Annotated in this window: 14 protein-coding genes; 6 read left to right on the plus strand and 8 right to left on the minus strand. The window is 64.0% G+C overall.

Annotated features, from left to right (window positions below):
* Nucleotide 1: 1 nt before the first annotated feature.
* The 4 genes from argE to L9B60_RS23925 form a co-directional block, all read right to left on the minus strand.
* A complete protein-coding gene (gene argE / locus L9B60_RS23910; protein WP_249673438.1) occupies nucleotides 2-1,147 on the minus strand; it encodes an acetylornithine deacetylase in 1,146 nt (381 codons plus the stop codon).
* The gene (locus L9B60_RS23915; protein ID WP_249673439.1) at nucleotides 1,148-1,822 is read right to left on the minus strand and encodes a DUF1028 domain-containing protein; all 675 of its coding nucleotides are present in this window, start codon (nucleotides 1,820-1,822) and stop codon (nucleotides 1,148-1,150) included. It abuts the gene before it with no gap.
* A gap of 16 nt (nucleotides 1,823-1,838) precedes the next feature.
* Nucleotides 1,839-2,255, minus strand: a complete 417-nt coding sequence (locus tag L9B60_RS23920; protein WP_249673440.1) for a RidA family protein — start codon at nucleotides 2,253-2,255, stop codon at nucleotides 1,839-1,841.
* Between the two features lie 199 nt (nucleotides 2,256-2,454).
* On the minus strand, nucleotides 2,455-3,828 hold the full coding sequence (locus tag L9B60_RS23925; protein WP_249673441.1) for an aspartate aminotransferase family protein: 1,374 nt from the start codon (nucleotides 3,826-3,828) through the stop codon (nucleotides 2,455-2,457).
* 135 nt (nucleotides 3,829-3,963) lie between these two features.
* Here L9B60_RS23925 and L9B60_RS23930 point away from each other — a divergent pair, with 135 nt between their 5' ends.
* From L9B60_RS23930 to L9B60_RS23940, 3 genes are all read left to right on the plus strand, one after another.
* A complete protein-coding gene (locus tag L9B60_RS23930) occupies nucleotides 3,964-4,569 on the plus strand; it encodes a TetR/AcrR family transcriptional regulator (RefSeq protein WP_249673442.1) in 606 nt (201 codons plus the stop codon).
* A 67-nt stretch (nucleotides 4,570-4,636) separates the two neighbouring features.
* Nucleotides 4,637-5,989, plus strand: a complete 1,353-nt coding sequence (locus tag L9B60_RS23935) for a flavin-containing monooxygenase (protein WP_438866006.1) — start codon at nucleotides 4,637-4,639, stop codon at nucleotides 5,987-5,989.
* 313 nt (nucleotides 5,990-6,302) lie between these two features.
* Nucleotides 6,303-8,723, plus strand: a complete 2,421-nt coding sequence (locus L9B60_RS23940) for a glucose/quinate/shikimate family membrane-bound PQQ-dependent dehydrogenase (protein WP_249673443.1) — start codon at nucleotides 6,303-6,305, stop codon at nucleotides 8,721-8,723.
* 94 nt (nucleotides 8,724-8,817) lie between these two features.
* Here the strand turns inward: L9B60_RS23940 and L9B60_RS23945 are convergent, their stop codons facing one another.
* Complete coding sequence (locus L9B60_RS23945) at nucleotides 8,818-10,083, minus strand: sensor histidine kinase (protein WP_249673444.1); 1,266 nt, start codon at nucleotides 10,081-10,083, stop codon at nucleotides 8,818-8,820.
* Nucleotides 10,076-10,750: a response regulator transcription factor gene (locus L9B60_RS23950; protein ID WP_249673445.1), complete on the minus strand. Its 675-nt coding sequence runs from the start codon at nucleotides 10,748-10,750 to the stop codon at nucleotides 10,076-10,078. Before L9B60_RS23950 ends, L9B60_RS23945 begins: the two co-directional genes overlap by 8 nt.
* Nucleotides 10,751-10,886: 136 nt before the next feature.
* Here L9B60_RS23950 and L9B60_RS23955 point away from each other — a divergent pair, with 136 nt between their 5' ends.
* Both L9B60_RS23955 and L9B60_RS23960 read left to right on the plus strand, forming a co-directional pair.
* Nucleotides 10,887-13,145, plus strand: a complete 2,259-nt coding sequence (locus tag L9B60_RS23955; RefSeq protein WP_249673446.1) for a TonB-dependent receptor — start codon at nucleotides 10,887-10,889, stop codon at nucleotides 13,143-13,145.
* Nucleotides 13,145-13,861, plus strand: coding sequence for a tetratricopeptide repeat protein (locus tag L9B60_RS23960; protein ID WP_249673447.1), 717 nt, complete (start codon nucleotides 13,145-13,147; stop codon nucleotides 13,859-13,861). The genes L9B60_RS23955 and L9B60_RS23960 overlap by 1 nt, the downstream gene beginning before the upstream one ends.
* Before the next feature lie 134 nt (nucleotides 13,862-13,995).
* Here the strand turns inward: L9B60_RS23960 and L9B60_RS23965 are convergent, their stop codons facing one another.
* Complete coding sequence (locus tag L9B60_RS23965; RefSeq protein ID WP_249673448.1) at nucleotides 13,996-14,259, minus strand: DUF6555 family protein; 264 nt, start codon at nucleotides 14,257-14,259, stop codon at nucleotides 13,996-13,998.
* 568 nt (nucleotides 14,260-14,827) lie between these two features.
* Nucleotides 14,828-15,616: an AraC family transcriptional regulator gene (locus L9B60_RS23970; protein WP_249673449.1), complete on the minus strand. Its 789-nt coding sequence runs from the start codon at nucleotides 15,614-15,616 to the stop codon at nucleotides 14,828-14,830.
* A gap of 86 nt (nucleotides 15,617-15,702) precedes the next feature.
* On the opposite strand from L9B60_RS23970, the gene L9B60_RS23975 reads away from it, so the two are divergent.
* Nucleotides 15,703-16,701 carry a bile acid:sodium symporter family protein gene (locus L9B60_RS23975; protein WP_249673450.1) on the plus strand — a complete coding sequence of 333 codons (999 nt, stop codon included), beginning with the start codon at nucleotides 15,703-15,705 and terminating at the stop codon, nucleotides 16,699-16,701.
* Nucleotides 16,702-16,709 lie beyond the last annotated feature (8 nt).

The raw sequence follows: 16,709 nt of genomic DNA on the forward strand, positions 1-16,709 counted from the left end.
GTCAACGGCGCAGGGCTTGGGTGATGCGCCCCAGCATTGCGTCACAGCCTTGCAACTGTTCCAGGCTGACAAACTCATCGGGCTTGTGCCCCTGGTCCATGCTGCCCGGCCCGCACACCACGGTGGGGATGCCGATGGCATCGAACAGGCCGCCCTCGGTGCCAAAGGCCACGGTGGTAAAATCGCTGCTGCCACAGAACTGCGCGATCAGTTGCGCCGCCTGGCCATGGGCATCGGTGGCCAGGCCCGGGTAGGCCGACAGCTCGGAAAAGCGAATGGCGCTGTCGGCACTGACCGCACGCATCCTGGGCAGTACTTCCTGCTGGGCATAGCGCTCTAGCTGCTCGGCCACCTGACGAGGATCTTGCGCGGGCAGGGCGCGCACTTCGAAGTCGAAGCGGCAGTCCGCCGGCACGATGTTCAGCGCCTTGCCGCCGCTGATCACGCCGGTTTGCACGGTGCTGAAGGGCGGGTCGAAGCGCGTGTCTTGCTGCGCCCGAAGGCGCGAGCCGATGCGGCCCAGTTCGCCGATCAGCTCGGCGGCGTACTCGATGGCGTTGACGCCCTGGGGCGCGTAGGCCGAGTGGCAGGCCGCGCCGTGCACGTCGCAACGCATTGCCAGCTTGCCCTTGTGGCCCAGTACCGGCTTGAGCTCGGTGGGTTCGCCGATGATGCACAGCAGCGGTTTGTGCAGGCGCTGCTCAAGTTCTGCGAGCAGCGAGCGCACGCCCAGGCAGCCGACTTCTTCGTCATAGGACAAGGCAATGTGCACCGGCATGCGCAGCGGCGCGGCCAGCAAGGCCGGCACGGCGGCCAGCACGCAGGCGATGTAGCCCTTCATGTCGGCGGTGCCGCGCCCGTAGAGCTTGCCCTCGCGTTCGCTGAGTGCGAAGGGCGGCACGGTCCAGGCTTGGCCGTCCACCGGCACCACGTCGGTGTGGCCCGACAGCACGATGCCCGGGCGGTCGTCCGGGCCCAAGGTGGCGAACAGGTTGGCCTTGCTGCGCTCGACGTTGAAGATCAGTGCGCACGGCACGCCATGTTCGGCCAGGTAGTCGCGTACGAACTCGATCAATTGCAAATTCGATTCGCGGCTGGTGGTGTCGAACCCCACCAGCCGGGCCAGCAGGTCACGGCTGCGGTTCATTCATTCATCCCCAGGCACGCCATAGCTGGGCGCCTTGGTCGGGTCCAGGGCGCGGGTGATGTAGTCTTGCATCTGGGGGCGATAGGCCGTCCACAACTGTTCCAGCTGGCCGATGGGGTCTTCATCGGCCCAGTCCACCCGCAGGTCGACGATGGGCCAGGTCAGCTCGCCCACCACCACCAGGGCCGCCGAGTGCACCGGGCCTGCTTCGCCACCGGCGGCCACGGCCGCTTGCATGGCCGCCAACAGGCGATCGGCCAACTGGCCACCGCTGTGTTCGAAGGTGTGCACCAGTGTTTCGATGACGGCGCGATCGGCCAGCATGTTGCCGGCGCCCACACACTGCTCGCCGGCCAGGGCATTGTGCGTGCCCAGGGTTTCGCTGCCGCTGAAATGCGCGGTGCGGCCCAGATGGTCGATGGCAGTGATCTGGCGGAATTGGCTGTAGCCGTTGCTGGTCAGGGCCTGGTCCAGCGCCTGGGCCGGTAGCTGCCCGCTTTCCAGTAGGTCGAGCACCTGCGGGCCTAAGGCGGGCAGGGTGATGTTCTGCGTGGACACCGCGCCCACGCCCGGCCGCAGCCACGGGCAGCGAGCACCCACGGCGATGCTGGAAGAACTGATGGCGATGCCCAGTTGACCGGTTTCGGCGCAGCGGCCGACGATGGAAAACGTCATGGTATGTGCCTCCTGGTTATTCGGGAATGACAGCGATGACGTCGATTTCCATCAGCCATTCAGGCTGCCCAAGGCCGGAAATGATCAGCCCGGTGGAGATCGGGAACACGCCTTTGAGCCATTTGCCGACTTCCTGGTAAACCGGTTCGCGGTAGCGCGGGTCGATCAGGTAGGTGGTGGTCTTGACGATGTGGCTGAGGTCGCTGCCGGCCTCTTCCAGCAGTTGCTTGACGTTGCGCATGGCCTGCTCGGCCTGCGCCCGTGGGTCGCCCAGGCCCACCAGGTTGCCTTCGAAGTCGGTGCCGATCTGCCCGCGCACGTACACCGTGTTGCCGGCACGCACGGCTTGGCACAGGTCGTTGTCCAGGTTCTGGTTGGGGTAGGTTTCTTTGGTGTTGAACATGCGAATGCGCGTGTGGGTCGGGGTGGCCATGGGCGGTTCACTCGGTGATTGCGGATGGCACCATTCTGTCGATGCGGGGGGGAGGGCGAAACGAGGTTTTTTGTGGTGCTTGATTAGGTAAAAGATGGGTTGGGTTGCAGGTATCCATGAAATGAAACACCGCGGTGCGGAGGGGGCACCGCGGTGGGTTTTTCGCCGATCAATCCGCTCCTACAGGGGGCGGTGTGGTTTACAGGCGCCCGTACTCGCGCGCCGTGCGGTCCACGGCGATGCGGGTCTTGTCGATCAACTCGTCAAGCTCCATGCGGGTGGCCACCAGGGCCGGTGCCATGATCATGCGGCCCAGGGTGGAGCGGATGATCAGGCCTTCTTCAAAGCCGATGGTGCGGCACCGCCAGGCGATGTCGTTTTCATTGGCAAAGCGCTTGCGGGTGGCCTTGTCTTCGGCAAATTGCAGCGCGGCCACCAGGCCGATGCCTTGTACTTCGCCCACCAAGGGGTGGTCTGTGAACACCTCGCGCAGGCACTGCTGCAGGTACGGCCCGGTGTCGGTCTTCACCTGGTTGACCACGCCTTCATCACGCAGCGCCTTGAGGTTGGCAATGGCCACGGCGGCCGCTACTGGGTGGCCGGAGTAGGTCAGCCCGTGGGCGAACACACCGCCGCGTTCCACCAGGGCGTCGGCCATGCGCCGGCTCAAAATCAATCCGCCCATGGGGATGTAGCCAGAGGTCAGGCCCTTGGCGATGGACAGGGTGTCCGGCTCAAAGCCCAACGCCTGGTGGGCGAACCATTCGCCGGTGCGGCCAAACCCGCCGATCACTTCGTCGGCGCACAGCAGCACGTCGTACTGGCGGCAGATGCGCTGAATCTCCGGCCAGTAGCTGGCCGGCGGGATGATCATGCCGCCGGCGCCCTGGAAGGGCTCGGCGACAAACGCTGCGACCTTGTCGGCGCCCAGTTCGAGAATTTTTTCTTCCAACTGGCGGGCCGCGCGCAGGCCGAATGCTTCGGGGCTCAGGTCACCCTCGTGGGCGTACCAGTACGGCTCGTCGATGTGCGCCACGTCGGGAATGGTGCCGCCCATTTCGTGCATGAACTTCATCCCGCCCAACGCGGTGGCCGCCAGGGTGGAGCCGTGATAGCCGTTCCAGCGGCCGATCATGATTTTCTTCTCGGGCTGGCCCATCACCTGCCAGTACTTGCGCACCGTGCGGATCAGCACCTCGTTGGCTTCGGAGCCGGAGTTGGTGTAGATCGCGTGGCTGTAGTGGCCGGGCAGCAGGCTGAACAGCAGCTCCGACAGCTCGATCACCGCCGGGTGGGTGGTGTGGAAAAACATGTTGTAGTACGGCAGCTGTTCCAACTGGGCGGTGGCGGCGGCGGCCAGGTCCTTGCGGCCGTAACCCAGGTTGGTGCACCACAGGCCCGACATACCGTCCAGGTAGCGGTTGCCGTCGTTGTCCCACAGGGCCAGGCGGTCGCCGCGCACCATCACGCGCGGGCCTTCCTCGTTCAAGGCCTTTTGGTCGACGAAGGCGTGGATGTGGTGGGCGGCGTCGGCGGCCTGGAAATCCTGGGTGCTGCGGGGGGCGGTGGTCATGTCCGTGCTCCTGATGAGTGCCGGGTAGGGTGGTTAATATTTGGCACCTAAAAATATTTTTGTAAAGAAAATATTTGTGGTTAAAAATAAATCTCCGTAGCCTGAACCGATTCAACAGCGCCGTGCAGAGCCCCCATGACCGGACTTCGAGAACGACAAAAAGAACAGCGCCGCCAGCTGATCGCCGATGCCGCCCTGGTGCTGTTCAAAGCCAATGGCTTTGTCGCCACCACCCTGGAACAGATTGCCCAGCAGGCCGGTGTTTCGGCACCCACCGTGGTCAACTATTTCGGCGGCAAGCAAGAGATCCTGCTGACCTTGCTCAAGCAACCCGACGAGCAGGCGATGCGCGAAGCTCGCTCGCGGCTGGGCGCAACGTGCGATCCGCTCGATGCGCTATGTGAGCTGGAGGGGCTGATGACCGCCTATCAGTTGCGCGCCATGCCGGCGTCGTTGTGGCGCGAATTGGCCCCTTTCCTGTTCACCGGCGAGTTTTCGGAAGCGTTCGGGCCCTGGAATGCGGCAGTCATCGCCGAAACCAAAGCCTTGCTGGTGCACTTCCAGCGCCAGGGCAAGGTCAAGCCCCAGGTGGACATCGAGGTGGCCGCCACGCTGTTCAACCAGTACGCCAATCTTGCCTTCATTCAGCTGGCCACCCAGGCCACGCCCGACACGCCAGCCCACGCCCGGCACATGCGCAGCGTGCTGGGGCTGCTGTGCCACGGCCTGCTGGAAAGCTGACCCCAAGGTTTTTCCTGCCTTGCGACCACAAAAATCATCATTTCGCTCACCCCGGTATCTGAACAGAATGCAGCGAACCGCATCGCTGGAGGACAGAGCCATGACCGTTGGGAAAATCGAAATAGACACGCTTGTTGTGGGCGCCGGTCAAGCCGGCGTCGCCATGAGCGAACACTTGAGCACCTTGGGCGTACCGCACCTGGTGCTGGAGCGCAGCCGCATCGCCGAGCGCTGGCGCACCGGCCGCTGGGATTCGTTGGTTGCCAATGGCCCGGCCTGGCACGATCGCTTCCCCGGCCTTGAGTTTGACGACCTGAGCCCCGACGGCTTCGCCCCCAAGGAACGCGTGGCCGATTATTTCGAAGCCTATGCGCGTAAGTTCAACGCGCCCATCCGCACCGGCGTTGAAGTCAAAAGCGTGCAGCGCAATGTCGGCCGCCCAGGCTTTACCGTGCAAACCAGCGACGGCGTGATCGAAGCCCGCCGGGTGGTGGCCGCCACAGGTCCGTTCCAGCGCCCGGTGATCCCGGCCATCGCGCCGCAGATCGACGGCGTCACGCAACTGCACTCGGCCGACTACCGTAACCCGGCGCAACTGCCGGCAGGCGCGGTGCTGGTGGTGGGCGCCGGTTCCTCGGGTGTGCAGATCGCCGATGAATTACAGCGCTCCGGCCGCCAGGTCTACCTCTCGGTAGGCCAGCACGACCGCCCGCCACGCGCCTACCGCAACCGTGATTTCTGCTGGTGGCTGGGGGTGCTCGGCGAGTGGGACGCTGCGGCCATGAAGCCGGGCCGCGAGCACGTGACCATCGCCGTCAGCGGCGCCCATGGCGGGCGTACCGTGGATTTTCGCGGCCTGGCCCATCGCGGCATGATCCTGGTGGGACTGACCCAGGCTTTTGAGGGCAGCACGGCGACGTTCCGGCCTGACCTGGTCGACAACCTCAACCGCGGCGACGAGAACTACCTGGCATTGCTGGACGCCGCCGATGCCTACATCGAGCGCAACGGCCTGGACCTGCCCTTGGAACCCGAGGCGCGCGAGCGCTTTGCCGACCCCGAGTGCGTGCGCCAGCCATTGCGCGAACTGGACCTGGTGGAGGCGGGCGTGACCACGATCATCTGGGCCACCGGCTTTGCCGTGGACTACAGCTGGCTGCCGGCCAACGCCCTGGACGCCAACGGCAAACCGCAGCACCAGCGCGGCGTGTCTGCCGAGCATGGCATTTATTTCCTTGGCCTGCCGTGGCAGTCACGCCGTGGCTCGTCGTTCATCTGGGGCGTGTGGCACGACGCCAAATACGTTGCCGACCAGATCGCCATCCAGCGCAGTTACCTGCAGTACCGCGATGCCGATCAGCGCCAGGCGCAAGAGGCTGATGCACCAACGCTGGGCACACAGACTGCCGTCAGCGCCTGAGGTCAAGGCCAGCCGAGCCCGATTCTGCGGGCGGCTGGCCTGATTGTTACAAACGCCACAACAGTGTTTTTCCCCCTTCGAGAATGACAACTTGTCGCAGGCCCTGCGTTTTTTGTTATCCTTGCAATACGAACTAACTAATTAGTTAACGCCTGCTCAGGCGTTATTCGTACTTGTCACCCCAGGTAATGTGGCTGCGGCGTCGCACGGCTTCCAGGGCTTGTGCGTCCAGACAACCGCCCAAAACGCGGTCGCCTCTACTACGCTTACCTTTCCCCACACACGTTCATGCGTCAGTAGGATCATGCACAACATGACTAGATCACAACCTTCGGCATCCGCTGCCCGTTGGCCCAATTGGGTCGCCGGCCTTGGCGTTCTGCTCTTCGGCTTACTCTTCACAGGCCTTGGCGGTTACCTCGCCACCCTGGGTGGCAGCCTGTACTTCGTGCTGGCCGGCCTCGGCATGCTGGTGTCCGCCGTGCTGTTGTTCAAACAGCGCCTGGCCGGTGCCTGGCTGTTCGCACTGGTCGCGGTGCTGTCCATTATCTGGGCGGTGGTCGACGCCGGTTGGGTGTTCTGGCCTTTGGTGTCGCGCCTGTTCGCCCTGGCCGTGTTGAGCTTGGTGGTGGCCTTGGCCTACCCAAGCCTGCGCAAGGTCAACGGCTTGACCGGCAACGGTGGCTACGCGTTGAGCCTGTTGCTGCTGATCGGCATCGTGGTCGGTGCCTGGGGCATGTTCCAGCCCCACGCTTCGGTGGCCCCCACTGGCGACGGCCCTGGCCTGACCAAGGTCGACCCGGCCAAGGCGCAGAAGAACTGGGAGCACTACGGTAACGACGAAGGTGGCAGCCGCTTCGCAGCGCTGGACCAGATCAACCGCAGCAACGTCGCCAAGCTTGTGCCCGTGTGGACCTACCACACCGGTGACATCGCCATCAGCGACGGCAACGGTGCCGAAGACCAGATGACCCCGCTGCAAGTGGGCGACAAGGTGTTTATCTGTACCCCGCACAACAACATCATTGCGCTGGACGCCGACAGCGGCAAAGAGCTGTGGAAAAACGAAATCAATGCCAAGTCGGCTGTCTGGCAGCGTTGCCGGGGCCTGGCGTATTTCGACGCAACCGCAGCCGTAGCCAGCCCAACCGATGGCAGCACCCCGGCCGCTCCCGTTGCCGTGCCTGCCGGCGCCGCTTGTGAGCGCCGCCTGCTGACCAACACCATTGATGCACGCCTGATCGCCGTGGATGCCGACACCGGCAAACTGTGCGAGGGCTTCGGCACCCATGGCCAGGTCGACTTGAAGGCTGGCCTGGGTAACGTCCCGGACTCCTACTACCAGCTGTCCTCCGCGCCGCTGATGGCCGGGACCACCGTGGTGGTGGGCGGCCGTGTCGCCGACAACGTGCAAACCGACATGCCAGGTGGCGTGATCCGCGGTTTTGACGTGGTCACAGGCGCCATGCGCTGGGCATTCGACCCAGGCAACCCTGAAGACAAAAAAGCCCCGGCTGATGGCAGCACTTATGTGCGCAGCACGCCGAACAGCTGGGCGCCGATGTCTTACGACCCGCTGATGAACACCGTGTTCTTGCCGATGGGCAGCTCGTCCACCGACATCTACGGTGTGGAACGTACCGCCCTGAACCACAAGTACGGTGCCTCGATTTTGGCGTTGAACGCCACCACCGGTGCAGAGAAGTGGGTCTACCAGACCGTGCACAACGACCTGTGGGACTTCGACCTGCCGATGCAGCCAAGCCTGATCGACTTCGCCAAGCCTGACGGCAGCAAAGTCCCGGCCGTTGTGATTGGTACCAAGGCCGGTCAGATCTACGTGCTGGACCGCCACACTGGCCAGCCGTTGACCAAGGTTGAAGAAGTACCGGTCAAGGCGTCCAACATCCCTAACGAGCCGTACTCGCTGACCCAGCCAAAATCGGTGGGCATGCCACAGATCGGCGCGCAAACCCTGACCGAGTCGGACATGTGGGGTGCCACCCCGTTCGACCAGATGCTGTGCCGGATTGCCTTCAAGAAAATGCGCTACGACGGCCTGTACACCGCACCGGGTACCGACGTCTCGTTGAGCTTCCCGGGTTCGCTGGGTGGCATGAACTGGGGCAGCCTGTCGACTGACCCGGTGCACGGCTTCATCTTCGTCAACGACATGCGTCTGGGCCTGTGGAGCCAGATGGTGCCGCAACAGAAAGACGCCAAGGCCTCTTCCGGTGGCGAAGCGTTGAACACCGGCATGGGCGCGGTACCGCTCAAGGGCACCCCGTATGCCGTGAACAAGAACCGCTTCCTGTCGGTAGCCGGCATCCCTTGCCAGGCACCGCCATTCGGCACCCTGACCGCGATCGACATGAAGACTCAGAAGATCGCTTGGCAGGTACCGGTGGGTACCGTGCAGGACACCGGCCCCATGGGCATCAAGATGCACCTGCAACTGCCGATCGGCATGCCAACCTTGGGCGGCACGCTGTCGACCCAAGGCGGCCTGGTGTTCATCGCCGGCACCCAGGACTACTACCTGCGCGCCTTCAACTCGGCCAACGGTGAAGAAGCCTGGAAAGCCCGCCTGCCCGTGGGCAGCCAAGGTGGCCCGATGACCTTCGTCTCGCCGAAAACCGGCAAGCAGTACGTGGTCATCACCGCCAGCGGTGCTCGCCAGTCGGCTGACCGTGGCGACTACGTGATCGCTTACGCGCTGCCAGACAGCAAGTAAGTCGCCTTAGCTGAAAAACCCGCTGCTGCCCTTTGGGGTGGCAGCGGGTTTTTTTGTGAGCGGCGCAACGCCCTTCACCCCAGCCCTCCCGATCTCAAACCGAACACACCAGGCGGAAACACGTCGGCCCACCCACCGGCGAGCTCACGTCGATGGTCCAGCCCTGATGCAGGCAGATCCGCTTGACCAGCGACAAGCCCAACCCAAGGTTATCAACGCTGGGTTGCGACCCCCGGGTAAACGGCAAGAAGATCGCCCCATGCTGATCGGCCGGCACCCCCGGGCCGTTGTCTTCCACCTCCAGCCAGTTTGCGCCCACGCGCACGTGGATCTGGCTGCCGCTGCCGGCGTACTGCAGGGCGTTGCGCAGCAGGTTGCCCAACACGGTACGCAGCAAGGGCAGGGGGTAGCCGTGTGGTTCGGTTTCGTCTGGTAGCTGCTGCAGTTGTAACTCAAGGCCCAGCCGCCTGGCCTGGGCATTGCTGTGGGCGACCTGTTCGGCGGCGGTGTCGGCCAGGGTGCCATGGGCAAACCCCAGGCAGTCGCGTTCGCCGCGGGCCAGCATCAGGTAGGTGTCCAGGCGCTGGCGCATGTCCTGGATCGAGGCTTGGATGCGGCGCAGCTGCGCGCTGGCATCGGGGCTCAGTGGCTCCTCATCCTGCAGCACTTCGCACGCGCTGAGCGCCGCCATCATTGGCGTGCGCAGCTCATGGCCGACGTCGGCGGTAAACAGCCGCTCGCGCTGCAACGCCAGTTCCAGGTGGTTGTAGGTGTCATCGAAGGCCTGGGCCACGGTGCCGATTTCGTTGGCTGGAAAATCCGGCGCCAGGCGGCTGGACGGCGGCTGGCCGCTGCGCTCGGTCATGCTGGCGGCCAGGCGCTCGATGGGCCGCACCAGGCGCCGGCTGGTGATCAGGCCCAGCGCCACCGCCAGCAGCACAATGCCCCCCAGGCTGATCACGCCGACGATCAGCATGGTGGTTTGGCCATGTTCGTAGTCGGTGTAGTCACGCATCAACAAAAAGCGCTGCGGGCCGTCGTCCAACACCCGCACGTGCCACAGGCGTTGCCCACGCATCAGTTTGTAGAAGCCGGGCGCCAATTGCCGCAAGTCCGGCGGGAACACTGGGGAGCCGGGTAAGCCTGCAAAAAACCGACCGGGCCGGCCCGCGCCGCCGCTGGCGATTTCGCTGCGCACCCGCTGGATCCCGATGCCCATGTCGATGTCTTGCAGGCGCATTTCCAGGCGGTTGAGGCTGAAGTTGGACAGCCCCAGCACCCCGGCGCCGGTCAGCAGGCTGACCAGCCCGTAGGTGAGGATCAGCCGCCGCCCCAGGCTGAAGCGGCGTGGCTCAGCCATCGGCGCACAGCCGGTAGCCGATGCCGTGCACGGTGCGCAACAGGGGCTGGGGGTAGGGCTTGTCGACCACGTGGCGCAGTTGATGGATGTGGGTGCGCAGGCTGTCGCTGTCGGGCGGCGAGTCGCTCCACAGCAGCTCTTCGAGTTTACGCCGCGCCACCACGGCGGGGCTGGCCTGCATCAAGGCGGTCAGCAGGCGCAAGGGCGCCGGTGGCAGTTTCAATGGCTGGCCGGCACGGCTCAGCGCCAGGGTGGCGGTGTCCAGGCGCAGGTCGGCCACTTGCAGCACGGCCGATTGCTGGGGGCTGCTGCGCTGCAACAGGGCATTCACCCGGGCGGCCAACTCGGCCAGGGCAAAGGGCTTGACCAGGTAGTCGTCGGCACCGGCTTCGAAGCCTTCCAGGCGATCGTCCAGGGTGTCGCGGGCGGTCACCATGATCACCGGCGTGCGCCGCCCGCTGTGCTCGCGCAGGCGCCGGCACAGGGTGTAGCCGTCCAGGCGCGGCAGCATCAGGTCGAGCACGATCAGGTCGAACTCGCCGCTGCGGGCCATCTCCAGGCCTTGGGCGCCGTTTTCCGCGCAATCGAGGATGTAGCCGCGGCGGCTCAGGTAGCGGGTGATGTTGTTGAGAATGTCGAGGTCATCCTCGATTACCAGAATGCGCATGGGTAGGGCCGTGAAGGTGAATGTGTCAGGGGTGAAATCTTCTTAACGAGAACTTGAGAAGCCATGCCGCAGAATGCGCGAAAGCGAATCGTTGCCGTTTACTTTAACCCGCTCCCCTTCCAAGTGCGAGAACCTCATGAACCGCCCCACCGCCCTTCACCCCCGCCTGGACGTTTCCTTAGGCATGGCTGTCGCCACCCTCAGCGGCCTGACCTACGCCGCCGATGAAGTGCCCAACACCCTGCAACTGCAGCAGACCGTGATCGACGCGGCGCAGGACAATGGCACGCCGTACCAGACCGAGCGGCTGTCGGGCAGCAAATTCACCGAAGCGCTGCGCGACACCCCGCAAAGCATCAGCGTGGTGCCCAAGCGTGTGCTCCAGGAGCAGAACGCCCAGGACTTGAAAGACGTGTTGCGCAACGTGCCGGGCATCACCTTCAACTCCGGCGAAGGCGGCGGTGGGGTAGGGGACAGCATCAACATTCGCGGCTTCAATGCCGACGGCAACATCTACCGTGACGGCGTGCGTGACCCGGCCAAGTACACCCACTCCGAACTGTTCAACACCGAGCAGGTGGAAGTGCTCAAGGGCTCCAGCAGCTCAGGCTGGGGCGTGGGCGCCATCGGCGGCGCGGTAAACCTGGTGACCAAGACCCCGGAGCTCAAGGACTTCAACACCCTGGACGTGGGCGTGGGCACTGCCGATTACAAGCGCTCCACCCTGGACATCAACCACACCATCGACGGCCTGGGCGAAGGCGCGGCGTTTCGCTTGAACGTGGTGGGCTACAAGGGCGGCGTCAACGGCCGTGACTGGATACAACGCGAGCGCAACGGCTTTGCGCCGTCGCTGGCCCTGGGGCTGGGCACCGACACCCGCTTCACCCTTGCCTACGAATACCTGCACGACAACGGCAACACCGACTACGGCATCCCCACCGTCAACGGCACCCATGGCAGTGCCCCCCACCGCCTGGCCGGCTGGAACAGTTATTGGGGCTGGCGCAACCTGGACAAGGAAAACAACGAGTCGCACCGCCTGAACCTGAAGTTCGCCCACGACTTCAATGACACGGTCAGCTTCGATAACCAGTTGACCTACTTCCACCTGGACCACGACTACTTCGTGACCACCCCTGGTGGCACCTACTACGGCCCCAACAGCCCGGCGCCCGGCGTGCATGCCAACAAGGGCGTGTACCGACGCACCATCAACACCCCGTCGCGCGACCAGACCAACGCCACCTGGAGCGACCAGAGCAACCTGACCTTCAACTTCGATACCTACGGCATCGGCCACACCCTGGTCACGGGCGTGGAGTACAGCAAGCAAACCCTGCAATCGAACATCGGCAAACTCACCGCCGCCGACGCCACGCAGATGAACAACCTGACCTCGGCCAGCAACACCTGGTCCAAGTACCCGTACTCGGCCGACACCTACACCAGCTCCGAGATCGCTGCCGAGCAGGTCGACAAGGCCTTCTACGTACTCGACACCCTGAAGTTCGACGAGCACTGGCAACTGCACTTGGCCGGTCGCCAGGACCACTACGAGTCGCGTGTCACCGGCAACTATTCGCGCAGCAGCCAAACCGCCGCCTGGGTGGACGGCGGCAATTCGTCGGCCTCGGAAAAGATCAACAGCGTGCACACCGCGCTGGTCTACAAGCCGGTCGAGAACGGCAGTATTTACCTGAGCTACGCCAACGCCCGCCAACCCAACAGCCTGACCGCCATTGCCCAGACCGGCAGCAATACCGGCGACAGTACCCAGCGCGGCAAGACCTACGAACTGGGCACCAAGTGGGACCTGTTCGACGAGAATCTGAGCCTGACCGCCGCCCTGTACGAAACCAAGCGCAGCCTGACCTACACCGACGACGACACCGGCGCCACCCTCGACGTGGGCGGTGAGCAACGCGTGCGTGGCCTGGAGTTGGGCGTGGCCGGCAACATCACCGAGCACTGGTCGATCTACGCAGGCTACGCCTTCCAGGACAGCAAGACGCTTAAGGCCGCCAACGAAGGCTCTGACGATGGCGTCGGCATCGCCAACACGCCCAAGCACACCTTAAGCGTCTGGAACACCTGGAAGCTGCCGGGCGACAACAGCCTCAGCTACGGCGTGCGGTACGTCGACACCGTGGACATCTACCAAGGCACCGGCACCGGCGCCGACTCGGTCACCAGTTCCGCCACCAAGACCACCGTGCCCGACTACGTGGTGCATGACATGGCCTTCACCCACGCGATCAACCGCGACATGGACGTGCGCCTGAACATCACCAACCTGTTCAACAAGCACTATTGGAGCGAGTACAACGGCCGAGGCTATGGCCTACCGGGTGACGGCCGCGGTGCCACCGTCACTGGCGAGTACCGCTTCTGATGTTGGCCGATCCCGTCCTGCGCCTGGGCGTGCAGGGCCGTGGCGCCGTGGCCCGGTTGTTGTTGGACCAGGCGGCTGCCGGCAACCTGGAGGCCCAGGCGCGGCTGGGCCAGGCGCTGCTCGACGGCCACGGCATTGGCCAGGATGCGGCGCTGGCCCTGCGCTGGTTTCGCATCGCCGCCAGTGCCGGCCACCTGGGTGCCTTGAACATGGTGGGCCGTTGCCTGGAACTGGGCTGGGGCTGCGCCCCCGACTTGCCAGGCGCCGCACGCCATTACCAGGCGGCCGCCGAACGCAGCCTTGATTGGGGCCAGTACAACTACGCCAACCTGCTCAGCCAGGGCCGCGGCGTTAACAAGAACATGCCCCAGGCCCTGGCGTGGTACCAGCGTGCCGCCGACAGCGGGCATGCCAAGGCGATGAACCTGGTGGGGCGTTTTCACGAAGAGGGCTGGGTGGTGCCGCAGAACCTGGCGGTGGCCTTCGAGTGGTTCCAGCGCGCGGCCCTGGCGGGTGACTTTCGTGGCCAGTGCAGCTACGCAACGATGCTGATCGGCCAAGGGCGGCGCGAAGAGGCGGTGCAGTGGCTGACCCGCGCCACGCGCACGGCGACTCCAGCCTTTTTGCAAACGATTCGCCAGGCTGTACACAGGTTGGATTGGCTGGGGTACGGGCCGGTATTGCGGGCTATCGATCAGCGTTTGTCGCAGGTTTGATCGCCACTGTGACGGTGGGCGACGGGAAATTTGAAATAAACCAAGCACTTGGAATTTGCCGCTACCTATCCGATAGGAATCAGGTACGGCCTGTCAGGCAAGCCTTGCCCCGACGAACGCCGGGGCAAAAGGTTTCACGTTGCAGCCGTGCCCTCCGAGCGCAGCGCTGGCGGCGGCGCCCCGGTCAAGCGCCATCGCACCTCGGTAATGCCATAGCGCTCGGCCATGGGTTTGCTCACTTGCTTGATTTTCTGCCGGCCAAATTTCGGGATGATCCCCACCCCTGCATCACAACTTGCCCAATGCCACGCCTCGGCATTGTTCATCGCATCCGATCGAATCACGAATGATTTTGGCTCGCCGTGTAGCAAGTACTCGATAACGTAAAGCTGCGCCATAGCGACCTCCCTTTTTTACATAAAAGGTTGATTGAGGCCGCGCTGAAAAATTCAAAAAACTTCCCTGGCCGCTGTGTATGGCTTTTCATTCGGTCAGGCCACGTGGTTGTAGAGCCTCGTCAGATGCAGGCGTTGGGTCTTGGTAAGGTAATTGAAGGGGGACGTTTTTCGCGGATAAATCCGCTCCTACCGGCCTACCCGTCACCCCGTAGGAGCGGATTGATCCGCGAAAGCTGCGACGCGGTATGCCTGATGCACCCCGGCGGCCTTTTCGCGGATAAATCCGCTCCTACCGGCACCCGTCACCCCGTAGGAGCGGATTTATCCGCGAAAGCTGCGACGCGGTATGCCTGATGCACCCCGGCGACCTTTTCGCGGATAAATCCGCTCCTACCGGCACCCGTCACCCCGTAGGAGCGGATTTATCCGCGAAGGCCGCGACGCGGTATGCCTGATGCACCGCGGCGGCCTTTTCGCGGATGAATCCGCTCCTACCGGCACCCGTCACCCCGTAGGAGCGGATTTATCCGCGAAAAGAACGACGCGCTCTATCAGATCAAACCCAGGTCTAACGAAAGAACTCCCCCGGCGTTTCGCCAAACTGCTGGCGAAACGCGGCAATAAACGCCGAAGTCGAGTCATACCCGCAGGCCAATGCCACGTCGGTCACCCGCGCGCCCTGTTCCAGCGGCGTCAGTGCCCCCAGCAGGCGCAGGCGCTGGCGCCAAGCGCGGAAGGTCAGGCCGGTGTCGCGCAGGAACAGCCGGCTGAGGGTTTTTTCGGTCACCCCCAGCACCTCGCTCCAGTGGCCCAAGGTGGTTGCCTGCTCGGGGTGTTGCTGCAGGCTGCGGTAGATTTGCTGCAAGCGGGCGTCCTGGGGCAGGGGCAGCATCAGGTCGATCTGTGGCGCGGCGGCCAATTGGTCGAGTAGCACCTGGGCCAGGCGCCCGTGGGCGCTGCCCTCGTCGTATTCGACCGGGATCAGGCTGAACGCCCGTATCAACTCGCGCAGCAAGTCGCTCACGCCCAGCACATGGCAGCGCGGCTGCGCCCAACCGGTCACGCTGCAATCAAGGTACAGGCTGCGCATCTCGGTGCGTGGCGAGCTGAACACCCGGTGCGGCATGCCCGCCGGGATCCATACCGCGCGTTCCGGCGGGGCGACGAAGCGCCCGGCGCTGGTCTGCACTTCCAGCACGCCTTGCACCGCGTATGACAGTTGCACCCAGGGGTGGCTGTGGCGACGGGTCAGCGCGCGATTGGGCAGCGATTCGGTGCGCCCGTACACCGGGCGTGGCAGGCTGGGAAGCCCAGGGACGCTGCGCCTGATACTCTTGTCATGTCCTTTAGGCGGCATCTGCTGGCTCATTGGCGTTAGTCGGTAATCGACAGGCACGTTAAAGTCGTCTTCATGTTCTTGGCAACCCCCGGATATCAATACCGATGAAGCGCCCTCGTTTTTTACCCGACAACTTCACCCTGACCCTGGTCAGCGTGGTGATCATCGCCAGCTTCCTGCCCGCCAGTGGCCAGGTCGCGGTCGGTTTCAGCTGGCTGACCAACCTGGCCATTGCCCTGCTGTTTTTCTTGCACGGCGCCAAGCTGTCGCGCGAGTCGATCATCGCCGGTGCTGGCCACTGGCGCCTGCACCTGCTGGTGTTCAGCCTGACCTTCATCCTGTTCCCGTTGCTGGGCCTGGCGCTCAAGCCGGTGCTGTCGCCGTTGATCGGCAAAGACCTGTACATGGGCATGCTGTACCTGTGCGCCTTGCCGGCCACGGTGCAGTCGGCGATTGCCTTCACCTCCCTGGCACGCGGCAACATCCCGGCGGCGATTTGCAGCGCGGCGGCTTCCAGCCTGTTCGGGATCTTCCTGACGCCGTTGCTGGTGACCCTGCTGTTGAACGTGCACGGCGAGGGCAGCAACACCCTGGATGCGATCCTGAAAATCAGCGTGCAACTGCTACTGCCGTTTATCGTCGGGCAGATCGCGCGGCGCTGGATCGGCGCCTGGGTAGGCCGCAACAAAAACTGGCTGAAGTTCGTCGACCAAGGCTCGATCCTGCTAGTGGTCTACAGCGCGTTCAGCGAGGCGGTCAACGAAGGCATCTGGCACAAAATCCCGCTGTGGGACCTGGGCGGCCTGGTGGTGGTGTGCTGCATCCTGCTGGCGTTGGTGCTGGCGGCCTCCACTCTGTTGGGCAAGCTGTTCGGCTTCAGCCAGGAAGACCGTATTACCATCCTGTTTTGCGGCTCTAAAAAGAGCCTGGCCACCGGCGTGCCGATGGCGCAGGTGCTGTTCGCCGGCAGCACCATCGGCGTGTTGATCCTGCCGCTGATGCTGTTCCACCAGATCCAGTTGATGGTCTGCGCGGTGCTGGCCCAGCGCTATGCCAAACGCCAGGAATCGGTGCCTGAGTTGATGGCCCAGGTTGATCCCTGATCAAACCA

The sequence above is a fragment of the Pseudomonas abieticivorans genome, assembly GCF_023509015.1.
In the GTDB taxonomy this organism is placed as follows: Bacteria; Pseudomonadota; Gammaproteobacteria; order Pseudomonadales; family Pseudomonadaceae; genus Aquipseudomonas; species Aquipseudomonas abieticivorans.

What these genes read in the sequence shown, in the direction of transcription:
- L9B60_RS23970 (WP_249673449.1), bottom strand. Translation starts at nt 15,616, where the DNA reads ATGCCGCCTAAAGGACATGACAAGAGTATCAGGCGCAGCGTCCCTGGG.
- L9B60_RS23955 (WP_249673446.1), top strand. Translation starts at nt 10,887, where the DNA reads ATGAACCGCCCCACCGCCCTTCACCCCCGCCTGGACGTTTCCTTAGGC.
- L9B60_RS23915 (WP_249673439.1), bottom strand. Translation starts at nt 1,822, where the DNA reads ATGACGTTTTCCATCGTCGGCCGCTGCGCCGAAACCGGTCAACTGGGC.
- L9B60_RS23940 (WP_249673443.1), top strand. Translation starts at nt 6,303, where the DNA reads ATGACTAGATCACAACCTTCGGCATCCGCTGCCCGTTGGCCCAATTGG.
- L9B60_RS23965 (WP_249673448.1), bottom strand. Translation starts at nt 14,259, where the DNA reads ATGGCGCAGCTTTACGTTATCGAGTACTTGCTACACGGCGAGCCAAAA.
- L9B60_RS23960 (WP_249673447.1), top strand. Translation starts at nt 13,145, where the DNA reads ATGTTGGCCGATCCCGTCCTGCGCCTGGGCGTGCAGGGCCGTGGCGCC.
- L9B60_RS23935 (WP_438866006.1), top strand. Translation starts at nt 4,637, where the DNA reads ATGCAGCGAACCGCATCGCTGGAGGACAGAGCCATGACCGTTGGGAAA.
- L9B60_RS23920 (WP_249673440.1), bottom strand. Translation starts at nt 2,255, where the DNA reads ATGGCCACCCCGACCCACACGCGCATTCGCATGTTCAACACCAAAGAA.
- L9B60_RS23930 (WP_249673442.1), top strand. Translation starts at nt 3,964, where the DNA reads ATGACCGGACTTCGAGAACGACAAAAAGAACAGCGCCGCCAGCTGATC.
- L9B60_RS23945 (WP_249673444.1), bottom strand. Translation starts at nt 10,083, where the DNA reads ATGGCTGAGCCACGCCGCTTCAGCCTGGGGCGGCGGCTGATCCTCACC.
- L9B60_RS23950 (WP_249673445.1), bottom strand. Translation starts at nt 10,750, where the DNA reads ATGCGCATTCTGGTAATCGAGGATGACCTCGACATTCTCAACAACATC.
- L9B60_RS23975 (WP_249673450.1), top strand. Translation starts at nt 15,703, where the DNA reads ATGAAGCGCCCTCGTTTTTTACCCGACAACTTCACCCTGACCCTGGTC.
- argE (WP_249673438.1), bottom strand. Translation starts at nt 1,147, where the DNA reads ATGAACCGCAGCCGTGACCTGCTGGCCCGGCTGGTGGGGTTCGACACC.
- L9B60_RS23925 (WP_249673441.1), bottom strand. Translation starts at nt 3,828, where the DNA reads ATGACCACCGCCCCCCGCAGCACCCAGGATTTCCAGGCCGCCGACGCC.